The organism is Klebsiella sp. K4, assembly GCF_014596785.2.
GTDB lineage: Bacteria > Pseudomonadota > Gammaproteobacteria > Enterobacterales > Enterobacteriaceae > Klebsiella > Klebsiella pneumoniae.
The window spans coordinates 3,509,993-3,529,970 of record NZ_CP115021.1 but is presented as its reverse complement, the minus strand read 5'-3'; the positions used below and the strand labels follow the sequence as shown (position 1 = coordinate 3,529,970).

General features: G+C 58.4%; 14 protein-coding genes. 8 read left to right on the top strand and 6 right to left on the bottom strand.

The window, feature by feature from the left end:
- Positions 1-109: 109 nt before the first annotated feature.
- Positions 110-1,225, top strand: a complete 1,116-nt coding sequence (gene macA, locus IB144_RS17625) for a macrolide transporter subunit MacA (protein WP_002896440.1) — start codon at positions 110-112, stop codon at positions 1,223-1,225.
- Positions 1,222-3,162, top strand: coding sequence for a macrolide ABC transporter ATP-binding protein/permease MacB (macB, locus tag IB144_RS17620; RefSeq protein WP_004150848.1), 1,941 nt, complete (start codon positions 1,222-1,224; stop codon positions 3,160-3,162). Before macA ends, macB begins: the two co-directional genes overlap by 4 nt.
- 76 nt (positions 3,163-3,238) lie before the next feature.
- On the opposite strand, the gene cspD is transcribed toward macB, so the two are convergent.
- Positions 3,239-3,460, bottom strand: a complete 222-nt coding sequence (cspD, locus tag IB144_RS17615; protein WP_002896516.1) for a cold shock-like protein CspD — start codon at positions 3,458-3,460, stop codon at positions 3,239-3,241.
- A 325-nt stretch (positions 3,461-3,785) separates the two neighbouring features.
- On the opposite strand from cspD, the gene clpS reads away from it, so the two are divergent.
- Positions 3,786-4,103 carry an ATP-dependent Clp protease adapter ClpS gene (gene clpS / locus IB144_RS17610; RefSeq protein WP_002896520.1) on the top strand — a complete coding sequence of 106 codons (318 nt, stop codon included), beginning with the start codon at positions 3,786-3,788 and terminating at the stop codon, positions 4,101-4,103.
- A 30-nt stretch (positions 4,104-4,133) separates the two neighbouring features.
- A complete protein-coding gene (gene clpA, locus IB144_RS17605; RefSeq protein WP_065888825.1) occupies positions 4,134-6,413 on the top strand; it encodes an ATP-dependent Clp protease ATP-binding subunit ClpA in 2,280 nt (759 codons plus the stop codon).
- Positions 6,414-6,532: 119 nt separating this feature from the next.
- Here clpA and infA read toward each other — a convergent pair whose 3' ends face one another.
- The 5 genes from infA to trxB form a co-directional block, all read right to left on the bottom strand.
- The gene (gene infA / locus IB144_RS17600; protein ID WP_001040187.1) at positions 6,533-6,751 is read right to left on the bottom strand and encodes a translation initiation factor IF-1; all 219 of its coding nucleotides are present in this window, start codon (positions 6,749-6,751) and stop codon (positions 6,533-6,535) included.
- A 353-nt stretch (positions 6,752-7,104) separates the two neighbouring features.
- Complete coding sequence (gene aat, locus IB144_RS17595) at positions 7,105-7,806, bottom strand: leucyl/phenylalanyl-tRNA--protein transferase (RefSeq protein ID WP_002898014.1); 702 nt, start codon at positions 7,804-7,806, stop codon at positions 7,105-7,107.
- 44 nt (positions 7,807-7,850) lie between these two features.
- The gene (cydC, locus tag IB144_RS17590) at positions 7,851-9,572 is read right to left on the bottom strand and encodes a cysteine/glutathione ABC transporter ATP-binding protein/permease CydC (protein ID WP_016532437.1); all 1,722 of its coding nucleotides are present in this window, start codon (positions 9,570-9,572) and stop codon (positions 7,851-7,853) included.
- Positions 9,573-11,339: a cysteine/glutathione ABC transporter permease/ATP-binding protein CydD gene (gene cydD / locus IB144_RS17585; protein ID WP_002898017.1), complete on the bottom strand. Its 1,767-nt coding sequence runs from the start codon at positions 11,337-11,339 to the stop codon at positions 9,573-9,575.
- A 114-nt stretch (positions 11,340-11,453) separates the two neighbouring features.
- On the bottom strand, positions 11,454-12,422 hold the full coding sequence (gene trxB, locus IB144_RS17580) for a thioredoxin-disulfide reductase (protein WP_002898019.1): 969 nt from the start codon (positions 12,420-12,422) through the stop codon (positions 11,454-11,456).
- 532 nt (positions 12,423-12,954) lie between these two features.
- On the opposite strand from trxB, the gene lrp reads away from it, so the two are divergent.
- The 4 genes from lrp to rarA all read left to right on the top strand — a co-directional run bounded on the left by lrp (position 12,955) and on the right by rarA (position 19,924).
- Positions 12,955-13,449: a leucine-responsive transcriptional regulator Lrp gene (gene lrp, locus IB144_RS17575; protein ID WP_000228469.1), complete on the top strand. Its 495-nt coding sequence runs from the start codon at positions 12,955-12,957 to the stop codon at positions 13,447-13,449.
- A 135-nt stretch (positions 13,450-13,584) separates the two neighbouring features.
- Complete coding sequence (ftsK, locus tag IB144_RS17570; protein ID WP_040216714.1) at positions 13,585-17,838, top strand: DNA translocase FtsK; 4,254 nt, start codon at positions 13,585-13,587, stop codon at positions 17,836-17,838.
- 122 nt (positions 17,839-17,960) lie between these two features.
- Positions 17,961-18,572, top strand: a complete 612-nt coding sequence (gene lolA, locus IB144_RS17565) for an outer membrane lipoprotein chaperone LolA (RefSeq protein WP_002898132.1) — start codon at positions 17,961-17,963, stop codon at positions 18,570-18,572.
- Positions 18,573-18,580: 8 nt separating this feature from the next.
- A complete protein-coding gene (rarA, locus tag IB144_RS17560) occupies positions 18,581-19,924 on the top strand; it encodes a replication-associated recombination protein RarA (protein ID WP_032419141.1) in 1,344 nt (447 codons plus the stop codon).
- Positions 19,925-19,978: the final 54 nt, after the last annotated feature.

Sequence of the window (19,978 nt, the reverse complement as noted above, 5' to 3'; positions counted from 1 at the left end):
TCCGGCAGCTAAACAAAACCTCATTGACGAGAAAAATGGGTGTCCTGTTGCCAACGGGTTTCGATAGAATCACCGCCTGGAGCGGCAGGGAAACAGCAGGAATCGGAATATGAAAGTGAAGGGAAAACGCAGGACCGTCTGGTGGCTGTTGGCGATCGTTGTGCTGGGGCTGGCTATCTGGGGATGGCGGATCCTCAATGCGCCGCTGCCGAACTACCAGACGCTGGTAGTTCGCAAAGGGGATCTCCAGCAGAGCGTGCTGGCCACCGGCAAACTGGATGCCCTGCGAAAAGTTGACGTCGGCGCCCAGGTCAGCGGACAGCTGAAAACGCTGCACGTCAATATTGGCGATAAGGTTAAAAAGGATCAGTTGCTGGGGGTTATCGATCCGGAGCAGGCGCAAAACCAGATTAAAGAGGTGGAAGCGACGCTCATGGAGCTGCGCGCCCAGCTCAATCAGGCGCGCGCGGAGAGCAAACTGGCGCAAGTGACTCTGGCCCGTCAGCAGCAGCTGGCGCAGCGCCAACTGGTCTCGCGGCAGGACCTTGATACCGCGGCCACCGATTTGGCGGTGAAACAGGCGCAGATCGGCACTATTGAAGCGCAAATAAAGCGTAACCAGGCGACGCTCGATACGGCGAAGACCAACCTCGATTACACGCGGATCCTGGCGCCGATGGCCGGCGAAGTGACGCAAATTACCACCCTGCAGGGACAGACAGTGATCGCCGCCCAGCAGGCGCCTAACATTCTGACGCTGGCAGATCTCAGCACCATGCTGGTTAAAGCGCAGGTCTCTGAAGCGGATGTCATCCACCTCAGACCTGGGCAAAAAGCGTGGTTTACCGTGCTGGGCGACCCGCTTACCCGTTATGAAGGTAAACTGAAAGACATTCTGCCGACGCCGGAAAAAGTGAATGACGCCATCTTCTATTATGCCCGCTTCGAGGTACCGAACCCGCAGGGGATCCTGCGCCTCGACATGACCGCGCAAGTGCACATTCAGCTGGCTGAGGTGAAGAACGTGATTACTATCCCGCTGAGCGCCCTGGGCGACGCGGTAGGCGATAACCGCTACCACGTTCGACTGTTGCGCACCGGTGAGGTCAAAGAGCGTGAGGTTATCATTGGCGCCCGCAATGATACCGACGTCGCAGTGGTGCAAGGTCTGGAAGAGGGCGACGAAGTGATCGTCGGCGAGAGCGCGAGCGGGGCGGCAAAATGACGGCGCTGCTTGAGCTGCGAGATATACGTCGCAGCTATCCTTCCGGCGACGGCAGCGTTGAGGTCCTGAAGGGGATCACCCTCAGCATCCATGCGGGTGAGATGGTGGCGATCGTCGGGGCCTCCGGCTCGGGAAAATCGACGCTGATGAATATCCTTGGCTGCCTCGACAAACCCACCAGCGGCACCTATCGGGTGGCGGGAACCGATATCGCGCAGCTGGATGGCGATGCGCTGGCCCGTCTGCGGCGGGAACACTTTGGCTTTATCTTTCAACGCTACCATCTGCTGTCCCATCTGACCGCCGCGCAGAATGTCGAAGTGCCGGCGGTGTATGCCGGCAGTGAACGGCGCGCGCGCCTGGCGCGCGCTCATGAGCTGCTGGTGCGGCTGGGGCTGGGCGAGCGCGCCGACTATCAACCGTCACAGTTGTCTGGCGGTCAGCAGCAGCGGGTCAGTATCGCCCGCGCCCTGATGAATGGCGGGGAGGTGATCCTCGCTGATGAACCGACCGGCGCGCTGGACAGCCATTCCGGCGAAGAGGTAATGGCGATCCTGCACCAGCTAAAAGCGCAGGGGCACACGGTCATCATTGTGACCCACGATCCGCAGGTCGCCGCTCAGGCGGAGCGGATCGTCGAGATCCGCGATGGCGAGATCGTCCGCAACCCGCCCGCCAGCCGCCAGGGCGGCGGACTGCGCGCCCGTCCGCAGGCGGAGCCTTCGGCGTGGCGTCAGTTTACCAGCGGCTTTCGCGAAGCGCTGGTGATGGCCTGGCGAGCGATGGCGGCGAATAAAATGCGTACCCTGCTGACCATGCTCGGCATTATTATCGGTATTGCCTCGGTGGTGTCGATCGTGGTGGTGGGGGATGCCGCCAAGCAGATGGTGCTGGCAGATATTCGCGCCATCGGCACCAATACCATTGATGTATATCCTGGTAAGGATTTTGGCGACGACGACCCGCGCTATCAGCAGGCGCTGAAGTATGACGATTTGCTGGCGATCCAGAAGCAGCCGTGGGTGCGCTCCGCCACGCCAGCGGTTTCAAAAAGCCTGCGCCTGCGCGCCAACAATATTGACGTTGCCGCCAGCGCGGAGGGGGTCGGTCCGCAGTATTTTAATGTCTACGGCATGACCTTTAGCGAAGGTAATACCTTCAATGAACTGCAGCTCAACAGTCGGGCACAGGTGGTAGTGCTCGACAGCAATACCCGTCGGCAGCTGTTTCCCAATAAAGCGAAAGTGGTGGGAGAGGTGATTCTGGTGGGCAATATGCCGGCCACGGTGATTGGCGTTGCGGATGAAAAGCAGTCGATGTTCGGCAGCAGCAAAATTCTCCGCGTCTGGTTGCCCTACACCACCATGGCGGGAAGAGTAATGGGCCAGTCGTGGCTGAACTCCATCACTGTGCGCGTTCATGAAGGCTACGACAGTGAAACCGCAGAGAAACAGCTGCTGCGTCTGCTGGAGCTGCGGCATGGTAAAAAAGATGTATTCACCTGGAATATGGACAGCGTCTTGAAAACCGCCGAAAGGACCACACATACCTTACAGCTGTTCCTGACATTGGTGGCGGTGATTGCCCTGGTGGTCGGCGGGATTGGCGTAATGAATATTATGCTGGTGTCGGTGACCGAACGAACCCGGGAGATCGGCATCCGCATGGCGGTTGGCGCCCGGGCCAGCGATGTGCTGCAGCAGTTTCTCATTGAAGCGGTGCTGGTTTGCCTGGTCGGTGGCGCGCTGGGCGTAGCATTGTCGCTGATGATCGCCTTTATTTTACAGCTGTTTCTCCCCGGCTGGGAGATTGGTTTTTCTCCGCTGGCGCTGCTGACGGCGTTTCTCTGTTCGACGCTGACCGGGGTGCTGTTTGGTTGGCTGCCTGCGCGCAACGCGGCGCGGCTCGATCCGGTGGATGCCCTGGCGCGAGAATAGGCGGGGCGAGAAATAAAAATGCCAGTCAGAAGGACTGGCATTTTATTAGCAGGATGTACACAATGAAGCAAAAGAGTTATGCAGCCGTTTCCGCTTCCACAGGGACGATCACGCTGGCGTGATTGCCTTTTGGCCCCTGGTGAACATCAAACCGAACGGCTTGTCCGGCTTTTAGCGTTCTGTAACCATCCATCTGGATGGTGGAGTAATGGGCGAAAATGTCTTCGCCGCCGCCCTCAGGGCAGATAAAACCGAACCCTTTGGCATTGTTGAACCACTTAACAGTACCCATTTCCATACTTCGACATCCTTCGTAAATCTTTATTAGTAAGATGGAATGAACCGGTGGTGGAGTGACGAGTTGTTCAATTGCTCGCCAACTCTCGCCACTACAATTTAGAGAAATACGAAAACGCGTCAAGCGATTGAGGAGGGGGAACGGCGAAAAATGCGTCAAAATTTGAAGCAGTTAACGCTATTGCCGGGGAATGTGACAGCCGTCGCGGATAGAAGCGATAGATGATAGTTATCTATGATCTATTGTAGATTTGTGATGAGCATAACCTCTGGTCATCGACAGGCCTCCGCCTGTTGGCAACAGCAACCGATGATGAACACTGACGATGAGTAAGAGAGATTGGCTGGACTTCGAGCACCTGGTTGACGACGAAGTTCGTGATGCGATTAAACCGCCATCTATGTATAAAGTGATATTGGTCAATGATGACTACACTCCGATGGAGTTTGTTATTGACGTGTTACAAAAATTCTTTTCTTATGATGTTGAACGTGCAACGCAACTGATGCTCACGGTTCACTATGAAGGTAAGGCGATTTGTGGCGTGTTTACCGCGGAAGTGGCGGAGACCAAAGTCGCTATGGTGAATCAGTACGCGAGGGAGAACGAGCATCCATTGCTGTGTACGCTGGAAAAAGCCTGAATACAGGCATGAAAATTGGGGGAGGTGCCTATGCTCAATCAAGAACTGGAACTCAGTTTAAATATGGCTTTCGCCAGAGCGCGCGAGCACCGTCATGAGTTTATGACCGTCGAGCACTTGCTGCTGGCTCTGCTAAGCAACCCCTCGGCCCGTGAGGCCCTGGAAGCGTGTTCAGTGGACCTGGTGGCATTGCGTCAGGAACTTGAAGCCTTCATCGAACAAACCACACCCATTCTGCCAGCCACGGAAGAAGAGCGCGACACCCAGCCGACGCTAAGCTTCCAGCGTGTGCTGCAGCGCGCCGTCTTCCACGTACAATCTTCTGGCCGCAGCGAAGTGACCGGCGCCAACGTGCTGGTGGCGATTTTCAGCGAGCAGGAGTCGCAGGCCGCCTACCTGCTGCGTAAACATGAAGTGAGCCGTCTTGATGTGGTGAACTTCATTTCTCATGGTACACGCAAAGACGAGCCGAGCCAGTCTTCCGATAACAGCGGAAGCCAGCCTGGCAATGAAGAGCAAGCCGGCGGGGAGGAACGTATGGAAAACTTCACCACCAACCTCAATCAGCTTGCTCGCGTCGGCGGCATTGATCCCCTGATCGGCCGTGAAAAAGAGCTGGAGCGCGCGATTCAGGTCCTGTGCCGTCGGCGGAAAAATAACCCGCTGCTGGTGGGGGAATCCGGCGTCGGTAAAACCGCGATCGCCGAAGGCCTTGCCTGGCGTATTGTGCAGGGCGATGTGCCGGAAGTGATGGCCGACTGCACTATCTACTCGCTCGACATTGGCTCTTTGCTGGCAGGGACCAAATATCGTGGCGATTTTGAAAAACGCTTCAAAGCGTTGCTCAAACAGCTGGAGCAGGATACCAACAGCATCCTGTTTATTGATGAAATCCACACCATTATCGGTGCGGGGGCGGCGTCTGGCGGCCAGGTCGATGCGGCTAACCTGATCAAACCGCTGCTTTCCAGCGGCAAGATCCGGGTGATCGGCTCCACCACTTACCAGGAGTTCAGCAACATCTTTGAAAAAGATCGTGCGCTGGCCCGCCGTTTCCAGAAGATCGATATTACCGAACCGTCGGTGGAAGAGACGGTCCAGATTATCAACGGCCTGAAGCCGAAGTACGAAGCGCACCATGATGTGCGTTATACCGCCAAAGCGGTGCGTGCGGCGGTAGAACTGGCGGTGAAATACATTAACGATCGTCATCTGCCGGATAAGGCGATTGACGTCATTGACGAAGCGGGCGCGCGGGCGCGCTTAATGCCGGTCAGCAAGCGTAAGAAAACGGTTAACGTGGCGGATATCGAATCAGTGGTGGCGCGCATTGCGCGGATCCCTGAGAAGAGCGTCTCCCGCAGCGATCGCGACACGCTGAAAAACCTGGGCGACCGTCTGAAAATGCTGGTCTTTGGACAGGATAAAGCCATCGAGGCGCTGACCGAGGCTATTAAAATGGCGCGCGCCGGGCTGGGCCATGAGCACAAGCCGGTGGGATCGTTCCTGTTCGCCGGGCCGACCGGGGTCGGGAAAACCGAAGTGACCGTCCAGCTGGCGAAGGCGTTGGGTATTGAGCTGCTGCGCTTTGACATGTCCGAATATATGGAACGTCATACCGTCAGCCGTTTGATCGGGGCGCCTCCGGGCTACGTCGGCTTCGATCAGGGCGGGCTGCTGACCGATGCGGTGATTAAACATCCGCACGCGGTATTGCTGCTTGATGAGATCGAAAAAGCGCATCCGGACGTGTTCAACCTGCTGCTGCAGGTGATGGATAACGGGACGCTGACCGATAATAACGGCCGTAAAGCGGACTTCCGCAACGTGGTGCTGGTGATGACCACCAACGCCGGGGTGCGGGAAACCGAGCGTAAATCGATTGGCCTTATTCAGCAGGACAACAGTCCGGATGCGATGGATGAGATCAAAAAGATCTTTACGCCGGAGTTCCGTAACCGCCTCGACAACATCATCTGGTTCGATCATTTGTCTACCACGGTGATCCATCAGGTTGTCGACAAGTTTATCGTCGAGCTGCAGGTCCAGCTGGACCAGAAAGGCGTCTCCCTGGAAGTGAGTCAGGAAGCGCGCGACTGGCTGGCGACGAAAGGCTACGATCGGGCGATGGGGGCACGTCCAATGGGACGCGTCATTCAGGACAACCTGAAAAAACCGCTGGCGAACGAGCTGCTGTTTGGCTCGCTGGTCGACGGTGGTCAGGTCACTGTCTCTCTGGACAGCGACAAAAATACGCTGACTTACGACTTCCAGAGCGCGCCGAAGCACAAACCGGAAGCGGCCCACTAAGGCGATATCTTCAATGTAAAAAACCGGCCAAGGGCCGGTTTTTTTTTGCTGACGGCAGAAATGAAAAGACCGGGAATTATCCCGGCCTTCAGCATCTGACGCCTTAGGGGCGAAAACAATCAGCGACTACGGAAGACAATGCGGCCTTTGCTCAGGTCGTACGGGGTCAGCTCAACAGTCACTTTGTCGCCCGTCAGAATGCGGATGTAGTTTTTACGCATTTTACCGGAGATATGCGCGGTTACCACGTGACCGTTTTCCAGTTCTACGCGGAACATAGTGTTAGGCAACGTTTCAAGTACGGTGCCCTGCATTTCAATATTGTCTTCTTTGGCCATCTAGTCCTCTGGGGTATCACTACCGTAGTTTTGAACCGGCAAGATAATGCCGAAGTTCATCATGTAAGTAAAGTTTTACGTATCTACCCTGAATCATTCACCTTGCCGCAAGGCGCATAGTCAGCACAGCGGCTACGGAAATATGACGGGTATGAATCGCCGAAGTAGTTTTGGCGCATTGCCCGGGACACACACGGCCATGCCGCGTGACAGGCGCAAACGTAAAGGGGAGTGACAGAACGATGGGCGTTATCTGACTCTTATTATTCCCAAACGGCGGCGGGGCAACAGGCAGAAGCTACTCTACCGCGCAATTATACCATCCTGACGCAAAATGTGCTGAAAACATTTTATTATCCGCCAGGAAATAGCACCCGCGGCACCCAAAATCGCTCGGGCAGTCGGTAGCCGCGTAATACCGACAGATAGTCCAGATAATCGCGGCGGGGAATATCCACTGCGCCTAATGACGCGGTATGGTTGTTCAGTACCTGACAGTCAATTAATTTACCGCCGCTGTGCGCAAAGTCCTGGCAAAATACCAGCAGCGCGGTTTTGGAGGCATTTTCCGCCCGGCTAAACATCGATTCGCCGCAAAACAGCGCTCCCTGCGCTACGCCGTACATTCCTCCCACCAGGGTATTCTCCTGCCAGACTTCAATGGAGTGGGCATGACCCAACTCATGCAGCTGGTGATAGGCGCGAACGATACTGCTGGTTATCCAGGTGCCTTCGTCACGATCGCTGGCGCAGCCCTCAATCACTTCGCCAAAGGCGTGGTTGAGCGTGACCCGGTAGGGCGAACGCTGATGAAAGCGCTTCATGCTGCGGCTGAGATGGAATTGCTCTGGCCAAAGTACCGCCCGGGGGTCGGGCGACCACCAGAGGATCGGGTCGCCAGGGGAAAACCAGGGAAAAATACCACGCTGATAGGCCATCAGCAGCCGCGCGGGGCTCAGATCGCCGCCGAGCGCCAGCAGGCCATTAGGTTCTCGCAAGGCGCCTTCCGGAGAGGGGAAGGCGATAGAGTGCCGGGAGAGCTGAACCAGACGCATTTTAACCTCAATACGCATCAGCAAAAATTAGATAATAGAATAGCCTACAGACGCTGTTTAAACTGGAAGTACCGGCCCTGTTTAGCGAGTAGCTCCGCGTGACTACCTTGCTCAATTATCTGGCCGTTGTCCATGACTATTATCTGATTAAAACCCGCCAGGCCCCGCAGGCGATGGGTCACCATCAGCACGGTTTTGTCGCGCATGACATCTGCCAACAGATGCAGGATCTGGCTTTCGGTGGCCGCATCCAGACCTTCTGTCGGTTCATCGAGCAGCATCAGCGGCGCATCATGGAGCAGCGCGCGGGCAATGGCCAGTCGGCGCAGTTCGCCGCCGGAGAGCTGACGCCCGCCTTCGCCCAGCCAGCCGTTAAGACCACCATCTTGTAGCAGTTTTTCGAGGCCCACCTTCTCAAGGGTAGCGCTGAGATGAGCGTCATCCGCTTCAGGCGCCGCCAGCAGCAGGTTGTCGCGCAGGGTGGCGCTGAACAGGTGCACGCGCTGCGGCACTACGCTCATTGCCTGCCGCAGAGTGGCTTCGCTGAGGCCGGAGAGCGGCTGATTGTTGAGCAGAATCTCTCCCTGTGACGGGTCCCAGGCGCGGGTAAGCAACTGCAACAGCGTCGATTTTCCGCAGCCGGTCCGGCCAAGAATGGCGATGTGCTCTCCGGCGGCAATCTGCAGGGAAATATTCTCCAGGGCAGGGGAGGGCTGCTGAGGATAGCGGAAGGTGACCTCCCGAAGCGTTAGGGCCACCTGCGCTGGCGGACTGGCTTCATCTTCGACAAAGGTGACCTCCGGCTGCTGGTCGGTAATCTGCGAGATCCGCCGCGCGGAGGCGATCACCTGGCCTAAATGCTGGAAAGCGCCAGTAACCGGCGCCAGGGCTTCAAAAGCCGCCAGCGCGCAGAATACGAATAGCGCGATCAGCGCCCCGGGCTGACTATTGCCGCCGACGCCGTCTGAGGCCAGCCAGAGCATGGCCACCACGGCGATGCCACCGATTAACAGCATTACCGCCTGCGAAAGCGCGGTCAGCTCGGCCTGGCGCCGCTGTGCATCCTGCCAGCTCAGCTCGGTCTTTTCCATTTGTGCGCGGTAGCGGTCGCTGGCGTTAAATACCATCAGCTCCGCCTGACCCTGCAGCCAGGCGGTGAGCTGTTGGCGATACTGGCCGCGCAGCTGCGTCATACTTTCGCCGGCTGGCTTACCTGCGCGATAGAACAGCGGCGGCATAACCAGCAGGGTCGCCAGCATGATACCGCCGAGCGTCAGCGCGAGGGTGACGTCGAGCAGACTTAATCCGCAGGTGACGACCACAATCACCACCAGCGCGCCGACCAGCGGCGAAATGACCCGCAGGTAGAGATGATCCAGGGTGTCAACGTCGGCTACCACCCGGTTGAGCAGCTCACCCTGGCGAAAGCGCGCCAGCCCCGCCGGAGAGAGGGGAAGCAGTTTGCTGAAGGTGAAAACGCGCAGGTGCTGCAGCACGCGAAAGGTAGCGTCGTGGCTGACCAGGCGCTCAAAGTAGCGCCCGGCGGTACGGATAATTGCCGCGCCGCGAACGCCCGCGGCAGGCAGCATATAGTTAAAACTGTAGATCCCGGCGACGCCCACCACCGCTGAGGCGGAGAGGAACCAGCCGGAGAGCGTCAGCAGGCCGATGCTGGCCAGCAGGGTCACAATGGCCAGCACGACGCCAAGCAGCAGCATCCATTTATGGCGTTTATAGAGCGCCAGATAGGGTAAAAGTGCGCGCATTTAAATCTCCTCCTGACGATGGGCCAGCAGCGCCGAGAAGACCCCACCAGCACGGGCCAGCGTGGCGTAGTCGCCTTGTTCGATAATCTGTCCGTCCTGCATCACCCAGACGTCGTCCCAGTCGGCCAGCCCCTCGAGCTGGTGGGTGACCAGCAGCGTGGTTTGCTCACTGGAGGCGTGGGTCAGGGCCTGCATGACTCGCTGTTCGCTATGGGCGTCAAGGCTGGCGGCAGGTTCATCCAGCAGCAGCAGGCGGCACGGCACCAACAGCGCGCGGGCGACCGCGATACGCTGCGCCTGGCCTACCGACAGACGCCCCGCCTGATCGCCTACGGCGGTATGGATCCCCTGCGGCAGCAGGGCGATAAACTCGCTGACCCAGGCCTTGTCCAGCGCCAGCCTAAGCTGTGCTTCGCTAGCTTCGGGCCACGCCAGCAGCACGTTTTCCCGCAGCGTGGCGGCAGGCAACTGCGGATTCTGTCCTACCCAGCTCAGCAGGCGGCGCCAGCGCTCAGCGTCCAGCTCGCGCAGCTCTACGCCGTTGACCATCAGCGACCCCTCATAGGGCAGAAAGCCGAGCAGTGTATTCAGCAAAGAGCTTTTCCCGGATCCGCTCTGGCCGACCAGCACCACGCGAGCGCCGGCGGGCAGCGCAAAATTAAGCGGCCCCGCCAGAACTTTACCTTCCGGAGATTTGATCACCAGGTCGCGCGCTTCCACGCTAATCAGATCGTTGTCATTTAACGTTTTCTCGCCACGCTCTACTTGGGTCAGCGGCGTTTCCATAAACGTTTTCAGGCTGTCTGCGGCGCCCACGGCCTGAGCTTTGGCATGGTAGAAGGTACCCAGGTCACGTAACGGCTGGAAAAATTCCGGGGCGAGGATCAGCGTCAGGAATCCCGCCATCAGCGTGACGCCCGCGCCATAGTGGCCGAAGTTCAGCTCGCCAAGGTAAGAAAAGCCAAAATACACCGCTACCAGCGCAATGGAGAGGGAGGTGAAAAACTCCAGAACCCCGGAGGAGAGGAAGGCCAGACGCAGGACTTCCATGGTGCGTTGGCGAAAATCCTGCGAGGCGTCGCGAATATTATCGGTTTCTGCCTGACCGCGATGAAAAATACGCAGGGTTTCCATGCCGCGCAGGCGGTCGAGGAAGTGGCCGCTGAGGCGGGCCAGCGCCTGGAAGTTACGCCGGTTGGCGTCGGCGGCGCCCATCCCGACCAGCGCCATGAAAAGCGGGATCAGCGGGGCGGTGCCGAGAAGGATTAGCGCGGCGGCCCAGTTAATCGGAAAAATAGTAATAACGATCAGCAGCGGTACGCAGGCCGCCAGCGTCATCTGGGGCAGGTAGCGGGCATAATAGTCGTGCATGTCGTCGATTTGCTCAAGAATAAGCGTTGCCCAGCTGCCGGCCGGTTTGCCCTGGATCCACGCCGGGCCTGCCTGCTGGAGGCGGTCAAGAACCTGGCGGCGAATTTCATAGCGAATATGCTGCCCGGCCTGAAAGCCGACCCGCTCACGCAGCCAGACCACCCAGGCGCGTAGTACAAAGATCAGCACCAGCAGCGTGAGCGGCAGCAGCAGGGCGGTCGCTGGAATATTCTCCATCACCATCCGGTGCAGGATCCGCGCCAGGAACCAGGCCTGCGCCACGATCAGCAGACCGCTCGCCACGCCAAGCAGGCGAGAAATCATCAACCAGCGACGGGAGATAATGCTTTGCTGTTTTAACCAGCGGGTTAACTCTTGTTGACGGGTTTTATTCATTGCGCGCTTTGCAGGTGTCGTTATCGGAGTATTGGGCACGGCAATGTTACATCGCAGCAAAAATAAAGGCGACTTTTCGTCGCCTTCTTTACCTTTGTTACTGACTTGTAAAGATTATTTGCAAGCGTCAGCCAAACCGTCGAGGTAACGCTCCGCATCCAGCGCCGCCATGCAGCCGGTGCCCGCAGAAGTGATGGCCTGACGATAGATATGGTCCATGACATCGCCGGCGGCGAACACGCCCGGGATGCTGGTCTGGGTCGCATTGCCGTGGATACCGGACTGCACTTTGATGTAGCCGTTCTCCAGCTCCAGCTGGCCCTCAAAGATGGCGGTGTTCGGGCTGTGGCCGATGGCGACAAATAAACCAGCCACTTCCAGGGACTCGACATTGTCGCTGTTTTTGGTATCGCGCAGGCGCAGGCCGCTGACGCCCATCTGGTCGCCGGTCACCTCTTCGAGGGTACGATCGGTATGCAGCACGATGTTGCCGCTTGCCACTTTATCCATCAGGCGTTTGATGAGGATTTTTTCCGCACGGAAGGAATCGCGACGGTGGATCAGGTGTACCTCAGAGGCGATATTCGACAGATACAGAGCCTCTTCCACTGCGGTGTTGCCGCCGCCGATCACCGCCACTTTCTGGTTGCGATAGAAGAATCCGTCGCAGGTAGCGCACGCGGAAACGCCGCGGCCTTTGAAGGCTTCTTCGGAAGGCAGGCCCAGGTAACGGGCGGAAGCGCCGGTGGCGATGATCAGCGCGTCACAGGTGTACTCGCCGCTGTCGCCTGTCAGACGGAACGGGCGGTTTTGCAAATCGACGCGGCTGATATGGTCGAAAATGATCTCGGTTTCGAATTTTGCGGCATGCTCGTGCATGCGCTCCATCAGCAGCGGACCGGTGAGATCGTTCGGATCGCCTGGCCAGTTTTCCACTTCCGTCGTGGTGGTCAGCTGACCGCCTTTTTCCATCCCGGTGATCAGCACCGGCTGCAGGTTGGCGCGTGCGGCATAGACCGCCGCGGTGTATCCCGCAGGTCCAGAACCAAGGATAAGCAGTTTACTGTGTTTGGCTGTGCCCATGAGATCCCCATAATAATTGGCATACATTGGGCTGGGATTGTAGGGAATTTGTTGTCGTAAAAAAAGAGCACAGCGATTTTGTTAACGATGTGTGCAATAGATGCTGCCAATGAATTGGTGATTTTCCCGGCAAGGAATATAACTATTTCTACTGTCGGCGGGACAATTATAAGACGAAAAAATGAGAATCAACCAGGGCGGATGATGAATATCTGGCATCTTGTACTAAAAATCGATGTTTTGCTTTGACAATCACCTGTGCTTTTGCGAAAACATTCAAGGAAGAAGAAAAGCAGTATTTAGCGTGCGGCGAATTTTCATGCACGCAAATGCCATTTTTATCCGGGTTAACGAAATCTACGCATGGTGTGGACAGACGCCATGCGTGATGTCGGTGACTGCCGTCAGGCAACGGGCTTCTCACGTACCCCTGGGTTACCCAATGTCGTACGGGTGATAACAGGATGGGCTCTGGCAGTGAAGGCTCAGAGCCGGAACAGGAGTAGGGAAGGAATACAGAGAGACAATAATAATGGTAGATAGCAAGAAGCGCCCTGGCAAAGATCTCGACCGCATTGATCGTAACATCCTGAATGAATTGCAAAAAGATGGGCGAATTTCTAACGTCGAGCTTTCTAAACGGGTGGGACTTTCTCCGACGCCTTGCCTTGAGCGTGTGCGTCGTCTTGAAAGACAGGGTTTTATTCAGGGCTATACGGCGCTGCTCAACCCGCATTATCTGGATGCATCACTTCTGGTATTTGTTGAGATTACTCTGAATCGTGGCGCACCGGATGTGTTTGAGCAATTTAACGCCGCAGTGCAAAAACTTGAAGAAATTCAAGAGTGTCATCTGGTTTCCGGTGATTTCGACTATCTGTTGAAAACCCGTGTACCGGATATGTCAGCGTATCGTAAATTACTGGGCGAGACCTTGCTGCGCCTGCCGGGCGTTAACGACACCCGTACCTACGTGGTAATGGAAGAAGTCAAGCAAAGTAATCGTCTGGTTATTAAGACGCGCTAACACGGAACAGGTGCAAACTCGACGTAGTTTGATTACACTCCTGTTAATCCATACAGCAACAGTGCCGGGGAGACCCGGCGCTGTTGTCCGTTTTAGCAGCAGGCAGGAAACAGCCTGATACCTGGAGAGCCTTTCTTGAGCCAGGAATACACCGAAGACAAAGAAGTCAAACTAACCAAACTCAGCAGCGGGCGCCGACTCCTTGAGGCGATGCTCATCCTTTGCTCCCTCTTCGCCATCTGGCTGATGGCGGCACTACTGAGCTTTAACCCCTCGGACCCCAGCTGGTCGCAAACGGCATGGCATGAGCCTATTCATAATTTAGGCGGCGCCCCCGGCGCGTGGCTTGCCGATACCCTCTTTTTCATTTTTGGCGTCATGGCCTACACCATCCCGGTGATCATCATCGGCGGATGCTGGTTTGCCTGGCGGCATCAGGAAAACGACGAATACATTGATTATTTTGCCGTTTCCCTTCGCCTCATCGGTGCGTTAGCCCTGATCCTGACCTCCTGTGGTCTGGCGGCGATTAACGCCGATGATATCTGGTACTTCGCCTCCGGCGGGGTGATCGGCAGCCTGCTGAGCACCACGCTGCAACCCCTGCTGCACAGCAGCGGCGGCACCATCGCCCTGTTGTGTATCTGGGCGGCCGGGCTGACGCTGTTCACCGGCTGGTCGTGGGTCAGCATTGCGGAAAAGCTGGGCGGCGGCATCCTGTCCGTTCTCACCTTTGCCAGCAACCGTACCCGTCGGGATGATACCTGGGTCGATGAAGGCGAATACGAAGACGACGAGGAAGAGTACGACGACGAAGAGGCGGCCAGGCCGCAGGAATCGCGTCGCGCCCGTATCTTACGCAGCGCGCTGGCGCGGCGTAAGCGTCTGGCCGAGAAGTTTACCAACCCTATGGGGCGTAAAACCGACGCTGCGCTTTTCTCCGGCAAACGGATGGATGACGGCGAAGAGGTGGTGCAATACAGCGCCAGCGGGGCCCCTGTTGCCGCCGACGATGTACTGTTTTCCGGCGCCAGCGCCGCGCGTCCCGCAGAGGATGATGTGCTGTTCTCCGGCGCCAGCGCCGTGCGCCCGGGCGATTTCGACCCTTACGATCCGTTGTTGAATGGCCACAGTATCGCTGAGCCGGTAAGCGCAGCGGCGGCGGCTACTGCCGCGCCGCAGGCGTGGGCAGAATCACCGGTGGGCCATCACGGCGCTGCGCCAGCTTATCAGCCGGAAGCCAGCTATCCGCCGCAGCAGGCCTATCAGCCTGAACCCGCTCCGTTCCAGCAGGCTGCTTATCAGCCGCCAGCGGGGCAAACCGCACCGCAGGCGTATCAGCCTGAGCCAGCGCCGTATCAACAGCCGGTTTACGATCCGCGTGCCGGTCAACCTGCGCCGCAGGCCTATCAGCCTGAGCCAGCGCCGTATCAGCAGCCGGCTTACGATCCGTATGCCGGTCAACCTGCGCCGCAGGCCTATCAGCCTGAGCCAGCGCCGTATCAGCAGCCGACTTACGATCCGCATGCCGGTCAACCTGCGCCGCAGGCCTATCAGCCTGAGCCAGCGCCGTATCAGCAGCCGGCTTACGATCCCTATGCCGGTCAACCTGCGCCGCAGGCCTATCAGCCGGAGCCAGCGCCGTATCAGCAGCCGGCTTACGATCCCTATGCCGGTCAGCCTGCGCCTCAGACCTATCAGCAGCCGGCTTACGATCCGAATGCCGGTCAGCCCGCGCCGCAGACCTACCAGCAGCCGGCTTACGACCCGCATGCCGGCCAGCCCGCGCCGCAGCCGTATCAGCCGGAGCCAGCGGCGTATCAGCCGCAAAGCGCGCCAGTTCCCCCACCGGAGCCAGAGCCCGAGGTTGTGCAGGAGGAAGTGAAACGTCCGCCGCTCTATTATTTCGAGGAAGTGGAAGAGAAGCGGGCGCGCGAACGCGAGCTGTTGGCCTCCTGGTATCAGCCAATTCCTGAGCCGGAAAGTCCGATTGCCACTAAACCGCTGACGCCGCCGACCACTGCGTCCAAACCGCCAGTGGAGACAACCGTAGTCTCTGCGGTAGCGGCTGGGGTGCATCAGGCTACCGCCGCCAGCGGCGGCGCGGCGGCAGCAACCTCGTCCACTGCCGCATCCGCTGCGGCTACGCCATTGTTCAGCCCGGCGTCCAGCGGCCCACGGGTTCAGGTGAAAGAGGGCATCGGTCCAAAACTACCGCGGCCTAATCGCGTGCGTGTTCCTACGCGTCGGGAACTGGCCTCCTACGGCATCAAGCTACCGTCGCAGCGGGAGGCGGAACAGCGCGCGCGGCAGGCGGAGCGCGATCCGCATTATGATGATGAGCTGCTCTCGGATGAGGAAGCGGATGCTATGGAGCAGGATGAACTGGCTCGCCAGTTCGCCGCCACCCAGCAGCAGCGCTACGGTCATCGCTGGGAAGACGATAAGGCGACTGATGACGATGAGGCCGACGCCGCGGCGGAAGCGGAGCTGGCGCGTCAGTTTGCCGCTACCCAGCAGCAGCGGTACGCTACCGAGCAGCCGCCGGGCGCCAACCCGTTCTCGCCGGCAGATTATGAATTCTCGCCGATGAAAACGTTGGTCAATGACGGCCCGAGCGAACCGCTGTTTACGCCGACGCCGGAAGTCCAGCCGCAGCAGCCGGCCCAGCGCTATCAACAACCGGCGGCCGCTCCGCAGCAGAGTTATCAGCCTGCGCAGCATCAGCCGATACACCATCAGCCTGTGCCGCCGCAGCCGCAGTCCTATCCGACTGCGTCGCAGCCCGTACAGCCGCAACAACCGGTTGCCCCTCAGGGGCATCAGCCTGCCGCCCCTGAGCCGCAGGAGAGCCTGATCCACCCGCTGCTGATGCGCAATGGCGATAGTCGACCGCTGCAAAAGCCGACCACGCCACTGCCGTCGCTGGATCTGCTTACCCCGCCGCCGAGTGAAGTCGAGCCGGTGGATACCTTTGCTCTCGAGCAGATGGCACGCCTGGTGGAAGCGCGACTCGCCGATTTCCGCATTAAAGCGGATGTGGTGAACTACTCACCGGGGCCGGTGATCACCCGCTTCGAACTGAATCTGGCGCCTGGCGTTAAGGCCGCACGGATCTCTAACCTGTCACGGGACCTGGCGCGATCGCTGTCAACGGTCGCCGTGCGCGTGGTGGAGGTGATCCCGGGCAAACCGTATGTCGGGCTTGAGCTGCCGAATAAAAAACGCCAGACCGTCTACCTGCGTGAAGTGCTCGACAACGCCAAGTTCCGTGATAACCCATCTCCGCTCACCGTGGTGCTGGGTAAAGACATCGCTGGCGATCCGGTAGTAGCCGATCTGGCGAAAATGCCGCATCTGCTGGTGGCCGGTACCACCGGTTCCGGTAAGTCTGTTGGCGTCAACGCCATGATCCTCAGCATGCTCTACAAGGCGCAGCCGGAAGATGTGCGTTTCATTATGATCGACCCGAAAATGCTCGAGCTGTCGGTCTACGAAGGAATTCCGCACCTGCTGACGGAAGTGGTCACCGACATGAAAGACGCCGCCAATGCGCTGCGCTGGAGCGTCAATGAGATGGAGCGCCGCTACAAGCTGATGTCGGCGCTGGGCGTGCGTAACCTGGCGGGCTACAACGAGAAGATCGCCGAAGCCGCGCGCATGGGACGTCCGATCCCGGATCCGTACTGGAAGCCTGGCGACAGCATGGACGCCGTACATCCGGTGCTGGAAAAACTGCCGTACATCGTGGTGCTGGTGGATGAATTCGCCGATCTGATGATGACTGTCGGCAAAAAGGTGGAAGAGCTGATCGCTCGCCTGGCGCAGAAAGCGCGCGCGGCGGGGATCCACCTGGTGCTGGCGACACAGCGTCCGTCGGTAGATGTTATTACCGGCCTGATTAAGGCCAACATCCCGACGCGCATCGCCTTTACCGTGTCGAGTAAAATTGACTCACGTACCATTCTCGATCAGGGCGGCGCGGAATCGCTGCTGGGTATGGGGGATATGCTTTACTCCGGGCCGAACTCTACCACGCCGGTGCGCGTCCACGGGGCGTTTGTGCGCGACCAGGAAGTCCACGCCGTGGTTCAGGACTGGAAAGCCCGCGGTCGCCCGCAATATGTGGATGGCATTACCTCCGACAGCGAAAGCGAAGGCGGCGGTGGCGGCTTCGACGGCGGGGAAGAGCTGGATCCGTTGTTCGATCAGGCAGTCAACTTTGTGACCGAGAAGCGCAAAGCGTCGATTTCCGGGGTTCAGCGTCAGTTCCGCATCGGCTATAACCGTGCCGCGCGTATTATCGAACAGATGGAAGCGCAGGGTATCGTCAGCGAGCAGGGCCATAACGGTAACCGCGAAGTGCTGGCGCCGCCGCCCTTTGAATGAGTGCAAAGTTGGGTAAATAAGCGCAAAATCAGCCAATTCTTCTGTCCCGCCGCCGCCGGCGGTCCTACAGTAGGGGCAGAAGAGGCTCCCGCGTCGGGAGTGACGCACATTAAGGAAGAACAATGAAAAAACTCGCAATCACCTGTGCATTACTGTCTGGTATGGTCGTCAGCCAGGTCTGGGCAGATGCGGCCAGCGACTTAAAAAGCCGTCTTGATAAAGTGAGCAGCTTCCATGCCAGCTTCACGCAAAAAGTCACCGACGGTAGCGGTAACGCCGTGCAGGACGGGCAGGGAGACCTGTGGGTGAAACGCCCGAACCTGTTTAACTGGCATATGACCCAGCCGGATGAGAGCGTCCTCGTTTCGGATGGTAAAACGCTGTGGTTCTATAACCCGTTCGTCGAGCAGGCCACGGCGACCTGGCTGAAAGACGCCACCAGCAACACGCCGTTTATGCTGATTGCCCGCAACCAGTCCAGCGACTGGCAGCAATATAATATCAAGCAAAATGGCGATGATTTTGTGCTGACGCCAAAAAGCGGCAGCGGCAACCTCAAGCAGTTCACGATCAACGTCGGTCGGGACGGCACTATCCATCAGTTCAGCGCCGTCGAGCAGGATGATCAGCGCAGCAGCTATCAGCTGAAATCGCAGCAGAACGGCGCCGTCGACGCAGCTAAGTTCACCTTTACGCCGCCGAAAGGGGTGACGGTGGACGATCAACGTAAGTAGAGGCGAAAGTGAGCAATCTGTCGCTCGATTTTTCCGACAACTCGTTTCAACCTCTGGCCGCTCGCATGCGGCCAGAAAATTTAGCGCAGTATATTGGCCAGCAGCACCTGCTGGCGCCGGGTAAACCCCTGCCGCGGGCCATTGAGGCCGGGCACCTGCATTCGATGATCCTCTGGGGGCCGCCGGGTACCGGCAAGACCACTCTGGCGGAAGTGATTGCCCGCTACGCCAGCGCCGATGTCGAACGGATCTCAGCGGTAACCTCCGGGGTGAAAGAGATTCGCGAGGCTATTGAGCGCGCGCGGCAAAATCGCAACGCCGGCCGGCGAACCATCCTGTTTGTTGACGAAGTGCATCGCTTTAATAAAAGCCAGCAGGATGCCTTTCTGCCGCATATTGAAGACGGCACCATTACTTTTATTGGCGCGACCACCGAAAACCCCTCCTTTGAGCTTAACTCGGCGCTGCTCTCCCGCGCTCGCGTCTACTTACTGAAATCGCTCACCACCGACGATATCGAGCGGGTGCTTGACCAGGCGATGAACGACAAAACCCGCGGCTACGGCGGCCAGGATATCGTTTTGCCGGATGAGACCCGCAGGGCCATTGCCGAGCTAGTGAATGGCGACGCGCGGCGAGCGCTGAATACCCTGGAAATGATGGCCGATATGGCCGAAAGCGATGACTCGGGCAAGCGGGTGCTGAAGGCGGAACTGCTGACCGAGATCGCTGGCGAGCGCAGCGCGCGCTTTGATAACAAAGGCGACCGGTTCTACGATTTGATTTCCGCCTTGCATAAGTCGGTGCGCGGTAGCGCGCCGGATGCGGCACTTTACTGGTACGCGCGGATCATCACCGCCGGCGGCGATCCGCTGTATGTTGCCCGCCGCTGTCTGGCGATTGCCTCGGAAGATGTCGGCAACGCCGACCCGCGGGCGATGCAGGTCGCCATTTCGGCGTGGGACTGCTTTACCCGCGTCGGGCCGGCGGAAGGCGAACGGGCGATTGCCCAGGCCATCGTCTATCTGGCCTGCGCGCCGAAAAGCAACGCGGTGTACACCGCCTTCAAAGCGGCGCTGGCCGACGCGCGGGATCGTCCTGACTACGACGTTCCGGTGCATCTGCGCAATGCGCCGACGAAGCTGATGAAAGAGATGGGCTACGGCCAGGAGTATCGTTACGCTCATGACGAACCCAACGCCTATGCCGCCGGCGAGCAGTATTTCCCGCAGGAAATGGCGCAAACGCGCTATTATCACCCGACAAACCGGGGGCTTGAGGGTAAAATTGGCGAAAAGCTCGCCTGGCTCGCTGAACAGGATCAAAATAGCCCGATAAAACGCTACCGCTAATTGAGGCGTTGCGGTAAGGTTATTACACTATTTCCGTGGTCGTAGTCTGCGGCC